The organism is Parendozoicomonas verongulae, assembly GCF_009711465.1.
Lineage (GTDB): Bacteria > Pseudomonadota > Gammaproteobacteria > Pseudomonadales > Endozoicomonadaceae > Sansalvadorimonas > Sansalvadorimonas verongulae.
In genome coordinates this window covers 2,545-2,989 of record NZ_SMME01000654.1, presented here as the reverse complement: position 1 = coordinate 2,989, position 445 = coordinate 2,545, and the positions used below count along the sequence as shown (strand labels likewise).

The 445-nt window shown below is 49.2% G+C and carries 1 protein-coding gene; it reads right to left on the bottom strand.

Annotated features, from left to right (window positions below; genetic code table 11):
- The coding region (locus tag E1189_RS02340) for a hypothetical protein (RefSeq protein ID WP_196221073.1) at positions 1-445 on the bottom strand (445 nt) is incomplete at both ends.

Genomic DNA, 445 nt, shown 5'->3' with positions numbered 1-445 from the left:
GCAGCCCAATTGAACGCTTTCCCCAGAAGAATCGAATGTTTGGGCAAGATTTTTTCAACATCCGTTAATTCCCGGAAGAAACGTATACTCAGACATAAACAGGTTTCGACCCCTGAAAACAATGGCCTTTCGAGTTGCAGCTCATCAAACTTATCCCATTCGCGTGTCTCAATGAAAATAGATGCGAGACCCAGTTCGATCTCCTTGTCATCACTAAGAATGTTCACCTGCTCTCCGGTTGCCCGAGTGCGCAGCCGGGAATAAATCTCGAGGGCCTTTCTCTGGTTGTCTGCACCCCCCATGATCTTAAGATGTCTGCCCAGTGTTATCTCGATATCCTTGTCATTACAGGGGGTATTCTCCTGCCCACCAGCCGCCCGGGTGCGCAACCGGGTATAGATATCCAGAGCTGTTTTCAGGTTACCCTCACCACCCATAACCTGAA